Origin of the sequence: Xenophilus sp., assembly GCF_044462705.1 — a bacterium.
In the GTDB taxonomy this organism is placed as follows: Bacteria; Pseudomonadota; Gammaproteobacteria; order Burkholderiales; family Burkholderiaceae_C; genus Xenophilus; species Xenophilus azovorans.
Window position 1 is genome coordinate 1 of record NZ_JBIQNC010000250.1, and the last position, 6,303, is coordinate 6,303.

General features: G+C 72.4%; 7 protein-coding genes. 3 read left to right on the top strand and 4 right to left on the bottom strand.

Annotation, left to right across the window (positions count from 1 at the left end; genetic code table 11):
• Positions 1-210: 210 nt before the first annotated feature.
• Genes modA through ACIY1X_RS23725 form a run of 3 tightly spaced genes read left to right on the top strand, consistent with a single transcriptional unit; the run spans position 211 to position 2,323 of the window.
• A complete protein-coding gene (gene modA / locus ACIY1X_RS23715) occupies positions 211-972 on the top strand; it encodes a molybdate ABC transporter substrate-binding protein (protein WP_399685429.1) in 762 nt (253 codons plus the stop codon).
• A 32-nt stretch (positions 973-1,004) separates the two neighbouring features.
• A complete protein-coding gene (modB, locus tag ACIY1X_RS23720) occupies positions 1,005-1,658 on the top strand; it encodes a molybdate ABC transporter permease subunit (protein ID WP_399685432.1) in 654 nt (217 codons plus the stop codon).
• Positions 1,659-1,663: 5 nt separating this feature from the next.
• Positions 1,664-2,323, top strand: a complete 660-nt coding sequence (locus ACIY1X_RS23725; RefSeq protein WP_038205634.1) for an ABC transporter ATP-binding protein — start codon at positions 1,664-1,666, stop codon at positions 2,321-2,323.
• Between the two features lie 141 nt (positions 2,324-2,464).
• Here ACIY1X_RS23725 and ACIY1X_RS23730 read toward each other — a convergent pair whose 3' ends face one another.
• The 4 genes from ACIY1X_RS23730 to ACIY1X_RS23745 form a co-directional block, all read right to left on the bottom strand.
• Positions 2,465-2,875 carry a PPC domain-containing DNA-binding protein gene (locus ACIY1X_RS23730; protein WP_399685435.1) on the bottom strand — a complete coding sequence of 137 codons (411 nt, stop codon included), beginning with the start codon at positions 2,873-2,875 and terminating at the stop codon, positions 2,465-2,467.
• 3 nt (positions 2,876-2,878) lie between these two features.
• On the bottom strand, positions 2,879-4,192 hold the full coding sequence (locus ACIY1X_RS23735) for an amino acid deaminase (RefSeq protein WP_399685437.1): 1,314 nt from the start codon (positions 4,190-4,192) through the stop codon (positions 2,879-2,881).
• A 34-nt stretch (positions 4,193-4,226) separates the two neighbouring features.
• Entirely contained in the window at positions 4,227-5,570 is a 1,344-nt protein-coding gene (gdhA, locus tag ACIY1X_RS23740; RefSeq protein ID WP_399685440.1) for an NADP-specific glutamate dehydrogenase, read from the bottom strand.
• A 112-nt stretch (positions 5,571-5,682) separates the two neighbouring features.
• On the bottom strand, positions 5,683-6,303 hold a 621-nt coding region (locus ACIY1X_RS23745), incomplete at its 5' end, for an ABC transporter ATP-binding protein (RefSeq protein ID WP_399685442.1).

The following is a 6,303-nucleotide window of genomic DNA, read 5'->3' on the forward strand; positions in this document are numbered from 1 at the left end:
ACGCCCTTCCTCGACCCGCAGCCCCATGGCGTGTTCGCCACCCGCGCGCCGGCGCCGGGGCGCATCGGCTGGTTCGAGGGCCGCCTCGACGGCCTGGCCGGGCGCCGTGCCGACGATCGTTATGGCTGCCATACGCCGGACGGCACGACGCCGCGGCCCTGACCGCTATGATCCCGCTATTCCGCCGATGAATAACGAAAGGACGAGACCATGCAAGTGAACCGTTGGCTGCGCGCCGCCGCGTGCGCCCTGACCCTCACCGCCGCCAGCCCGCTGCTGTGGGCGCAGGAGATCGTGGTCTCCGCCGCCGCCAGCCTGACCAACGCCTTCCAGGCCGTCGGCAAGGCATGGTCGCAGGCCCACCCCGGGCACAAGGCGACCTTCAACTTCGCCGCCTCGGGCGCGCTGCTGGCGCAGATGCAGCAGGGCGCGCCGGTGGACGTGTTCGCCTCGGCCGACCAGCCCACCATGGACAAGGCACAGGCCGCCGGCCTGATCGCACAGGGCACGCGCAGCGACTTCGTGAAGAACGAACTGGTGCTGGTCGTGCCGGCCAAGTCCACCAAGGTGCCCAAGTCGCTGGACGACCTGGCCGGCAGCGCCTGGCAGCGCATCGCCGCCGGCACGCCCGCCTCGGTGCCGGTGGGCCGCTACACCATGAGCGTGATCGAGCAGGCCAAGCTCGATGCGCCGCTCAAGCCCAAGTGGATCTACGGCGAGAGCGTGCGCCAGGTGCTCGACTACGTGGCGCGCGGCGAGGTGGACGCCGGCTTCGTCTACCGCACCGACGCGATGGTCAAGAAGGACGAAACGCAGGTCGCCTTCGCCGTGCCGACCACCACCCCGGTGACCTACCCCATCGCCCAGCTCGCCGCCAGCAAGCAGCCGGCCGCGGCGCAGTCCTTCATCGCCTTCGTCAAGGGCGCGGAAGGACGGAAGATCCTCGAGAGCTTCGGCTTCGCCCAACCCTGACCCCCGGTGGAGGCAGGCGCCGCCGCTGAACCGTGCTCACCCCCCTCTGGCTGACCCTCAAGGTCGCGCTGCTGGCCACGCTGCTGGCCGGCGCGGCCGGCATCGGCCTGGGCTGGTGGATGGCGCGGCGCCGCTTCCCCGGCCATTCGACGCTCGACGCCCTGCTGCTGCTGCCGATGGTGCTGCCGCCCACGGTGCTGGGCTACTACCTGATCGTGCTGGTGGGGCGCAACGGCCTCATCGGGCGCTGGCTGGAGCAGTGGTTCGGCTTCACACTGTTGTTCACCTGGCAGGGCGCGGTGCTGGCGGCGGCGGTGGTGTCGCTGCCGCTGATCTACAAGGCCGCGCGCGCCGCCTTCGAGGAGACCGATAGCCGCTTCGCGCAGGCCGCGCGCACGCTGGGCGCGGGCGAGTGGGAGGTGTTCTGGCGCATCAGCCTGCCGCTGGCGCTGCGCGGCATCGGCGCCGGGCTGGCCTTGAGCTTCGCCCGCGCGATGGGCGAGTTCGGCGCGACGCTGATGATCGCGGGCAACCTGCCGGGCCGTACGCAGACGCTGTCGGTGGCGGTGTACGCCGCCGTGCAGGCCGGCGACGACCGGCTGGCGCTGACGCTCACGCTGGTGATCTCGGTGGTGTGCGTGGTGCTGCTGGTGCTGGCCAGCCGGCTGCTGCAGGCGAAGCACTGACGACGATGCTGGACGTCCACATCCGCACCACCCTGCGCTCGCCCGACCGCGAGTTCGTGCTCGACGCGGCCTTCCGCAGCGGCGCCGCGCGCACCGCGCTGCTGGGTCCTTCGGGTTCCGGCAAGTCCACCGTGCTGATGGCCATCGCCGGGCTGCTGCCCGGTGCCCGGGGCCACGTGCGCGTGGGCGGCCAGCCGCTGCTCGACAGCGCCGAAGGCATCGACCTGCCGGCGCGCGCGCGCGGCGTGGGCCTGGTGTTCCAGGACTACGCCCTGTTCCCGCACATGACGGTGGAGGAGAACCTGCGCTTCGGCGTGCGCCGCCTCGGGCATGCGCTGCGGCCCGAGGCGCACGAGCGCATCGGGACGCTGATGGAGCAGTTCGGGCTGGAGGCGCTGCGCAACGCCTACCCGCGCCACCTCTCCGGCGGCCAGCGCCAGCGCGTGGCCCTGGCGCGCGCCCTGGCCACGCAGCCGCGCCTGCTGCTGCTGGACGAGCCGCTGTCGGCGCTGGACACGGAACTGCGCGCCCGCCTGCGCGCCGAGCTGGCCGAGATGCTGGAGCGCGTGCAGGTGCCCACGCTGCTGGTCACGCACGACCTGCAGGACGTGCAGGCCCTGGCGCAGTCGGTGGTGCGCATCGAGGCGGGGCGCATCGTCGGTTGATACCGGATCGCATTCGATCGAGAAGAACCGTTCGGGCCGAGCTTGGCCTGTCCTGAGCCTGTCGAAGGATCGAAGCCTCGCGCGGCGCTTCGACAGGCTCAGCGTGAACGGACCGATAGGGTTGAAGTCGCTTGAGAGGCCTCAACTGCCGCAGCGCACATGCAGTTCGGCATAGCCCGTTGCCGCGTCCGCCGTGCGCGAAAGCGTCCAGCCGGCCGGACGGCACAGCAGCACCTCCACCGTCGTGCGCACCGCGTTGCCCTCCACCACGTGCCCGCCCAGCACCGCGCCGTCCGGCCCCGCGATGCTCATGTGCAGGTGGGCGCCGCCGGCGGTCAGCGTGCCGGCCAGGGTCAGCAGCTCGAAGTCGCCGGGCCATGCATCGGCCTCGTTGCGGCCGGCCAGCCGCAGGCGGGGGTCGCGCAGGCTGCCGATGCCGCTGACGACGAAGCAGCCTTCGGGCGCGAAGGCGGCGGCCTCGGCCTCCAGGGCGCGGCGCAGGTCGGCGCCGGGCGGCAGCCGCAGGGGCAGGAAGGCGTCGCCGTCGGCCATCGCTCAGAACACCATCGTCACGGCATCGCTGACGCGGTGGTCTTCCTCGATCAGCGGCATCCAGCGCCACTTGTCGAAGGTGGTGCAGGGGTGCGAGATGCCCAGGGCGACGCGCTCGCCGACCACCGGCGCCTGCGCGGCCAGGCCCGCGTCGGCGGCGTCCCAGCGCAGGTAGGCATGCTGGTCGTTCAGCGCGTCGATGCGCCAGCCGGCGGGCACGGGGCCGGCCTGCATCGCGCCCGGCGCCGCGCGCGCCACCGGCACCGGCATCCCCATGTCGAAGGACAGGTCGCGCTTGCCCGCGCCGACGATGGCCAGGCCCGGCTCGGGGCAGGACTGCACCAGCGCCCACACCTGGAGCGCCGGGCGCATCATCTCGCCGCATTCGCAGCCCAGGCGCGGCGCCATGGCCTGCAGCATGCGCGTGTAGGTGCCGTGGTCGTGCGTGACGTAGCAGCCGGAGCGCAGCAGCCCGCGCACCGGGCGCCCGAGCGCGGGCACCAGGCGCGCGGCCACCAGGTCGAACACGGCCGAGCCGCCGGCCGAGACGATGACCTCCTCACCCGCGAACAAACCCTCGCGCACGCACTGCGCGGCGACGGCATCGACGCGGTCCATCATCGCGTCGACCCAGGCGCGGTCGGCCCCGCTCTCGCCCTGGGCCCACAGGCCCTCGTAGCACTCAATGCCCGCCAGCGCCGCGGCCGGGCTGGCGTGCAGGCGCCGCGCCAGCGCGAGGGCCTCGTCCTCCGTGCGGCAGCCGGTGCGCCCGCCCGCGAAGCCGATCTCCAGCAGCACCTCGAAGGGCTGCGCGCCGGGATGCGCGGCGAACCACGCCTCGATCAGCGCCAGCTGCGCCGGCGAATCGGCGAGGAAGATCACGCGCAGGCCGTCGTGCCGGCGGCGCAGCGCCTCGATGCCGGCCAGGTCCGCCGCGTCCAGCACCTGGTTGGCGATCAGCGCGCGCCGCACGCCGGCCGCCGCGCCGACGGCGAGCTGGAACACGCTGGCGAAGGTGATGCCCCAGGCGCCCGCCTCGATCTGGCGTGCGAAGAGCTGGGGCGACATCGTCGTCTTGCCGTGCGGCGCGAGTTCCACGCCCCAGTCGCGCGCACGGCTGGCCAGCCAGGCGATGTTGTGGGCCAGCGCCTCGCGCCGGAGCACGGCCACCGGCAGCGGCAGGTCGCCCGCCAGCAGGTTCCAGCCCTGCGCGCCCACCTCGCTCGCCCGCAGCGGCGGCTGGCCGTGCGGCCAGCCCTTCAGGGGCGATGCGAGCAGGGGATCGGCGAACGGATCGAGGGCGGGGGCGGCAGGCATCGGCGGATCGTAGTCCGCGCGGCCTGCCGGCGGGTCAGATCACGCCCTGGGCGAGCATGGCATCGGCGACCTTCACGAAGCCGGCCACGTTCGCGCCCTGCACGTAGCTCACGCGGCCGCCTTCCACCGTGCCGTGGCGCAGGCAGGCCTCGTGGATGCTCTTCATGATCTGGTGCAGGCGGGCGTCGACCTCCTCGCGCGTCCACGCGAGGCGCAGCGCGTTCTGGCTCATCTCCAGGCCCGAGGTGGCCACGCCGCCGGCGTTGCTGGCCTTGCCCGGCGCATAGAGCACGTCGTGCGTCTCGAACACCTTGACGGCCTCCAGCGTGCTGGGCATGTTGGCGCCCTCGGCCACGCACTTCACGCCGTGCTTGACCAGCGTGAGCGCGTCCTTCTCGTCCAGCTCGTTCTGGGTCGCGCTGGGCAGCGCCACGTCCACCGGCACGTCCCACGGCCGGGCGCCGGCGATGTAGCGGGCGCCGATCTGGCTGGCGTATTCGCTCACACGGCCCTGGCGCTCGTCGCGGATGTGCATCAAGAGCGCCAGCTTCTCGGGGGTGAAGCCCTCCTCGTCCACCACCGTGCCGCCCGAGTCGGAGCAGGTCAGCACCTTGGCGCCCAGCGCCATGGCCTTCTCGATGGTGTACTGCGCCACGTTGCCCGCGCCCGACACGGACACGCGCAGCCCGTCGAAGCTCATGCCCCGGCGCGCCAGCATCTCCTGCGCGAAGTAGACGTTGCCGTAGCCGGTGGCCTCGGGGCGGATCAGCGAGCCGCCGAAGGCCAGGCCCTTGCCGGTGAACACGCAGTCGGCGCGGTTGGTGAGCTTCTTGACCATGCCGGCCAGGAAGCCGACCTCGCGCGCGCCCACGCCGATGTCGCCGGCCGGCACGTCGGTGTCGGCGCCCACGTGGCGGAACAGCTCGGTGGCGAAGGCCTGGCAGAAGCGCATCACCTCGCCCTGGCTCTTGCCCTTGGGATCGAAGTCGCTGCCGCCCTTGCCGCCGCCCATGGGCAGCGTGGTCAGCGCGTTCTTGAAGGTCTGCTCGAAGGCCAGGAACTTCAGGATCGACAGGTTCACCGACGGATGGAAGCGCAGGCCGCCCTTGTAGGGCCCGATGGCCAGGCTGTGCTGGATGCGGTAGCCGCGGTTGACCTGCACCTCGCCCCGGTCGTCCACCCACGACACGCGGAACATGACCACCCGCTCGGGCTCGACCAGCCGGTCCAGCAGGCTGTAGGCCTGGTACTTGGGATGCTGCTGGATGAAGGGCCAGAGGCTGTGCAGGACTTCGGTGACGGCCTGCAGGTACTCGTTCTGGCCGGGGTTGCGCTGCGCGACGTGGGCAAGGAAGTCGTCGGCGGTGACGTATTTCATAAGGCGGAACTCTTCGGGATGCACAAAACCGTGCATTTTCATGCACAACTCGGTGCACGTTATGCACCGATTGCATTACCCCTCGGAGGAAACGCCCCCGACTGGTGCGTCGTCAGCCGGCGAGACGGCCTTCGACCAGCCGCAACTGGCGGTCGCAGCGGGCGGCCAGCGCATCGTCGTGGGTGACGACGACGAAGGCCGTGCCGCGCTCGTGCGCAAGCCGCAGCATCAGCGCGAACACGCCGTCGGCGGTGGCGCGGTCCAGGTTGCCGGTGGGCTCGTCGGCCAGCACGCAGGCCGGCTGCGTGACCAGGGCGCGCGCGATGGCCACGCGCTGGCGCTCGCCGCCGGAGAGTTCGGCCGGCCGGTGCTGCACCCGCTGCGCCAGGCCCACGGCGGCCAGCACCTCGCGCGCCGCCGCGTGCGCCTCGGCGGTGCCCTGGCGGCGGATGCGCAGCGGCATCGCCACGTTGTCCAACGCGCTGAACTCCGGCAGCAGGTGGTGGAACTGGTAGACGAAGCCCAGGTGCCGGTTGCGCAGCTGGCCCTGCGCGGCGGCGCCCAGGCGCGAGAAGTCCTCGCCGGCCAGCGCCACGCTGCCGGCGGTGGGCGCGTCCAGCCCGCCCATCAGGTGCAGCAGCGTGCTCTTGCCCGAGCCCGAAGCGCCGACGATGGCCAGCGTCTCGCCGGCGTGCACGTCCAGGTCGACGCCGTGCAGCACGGTGAGGTCGAT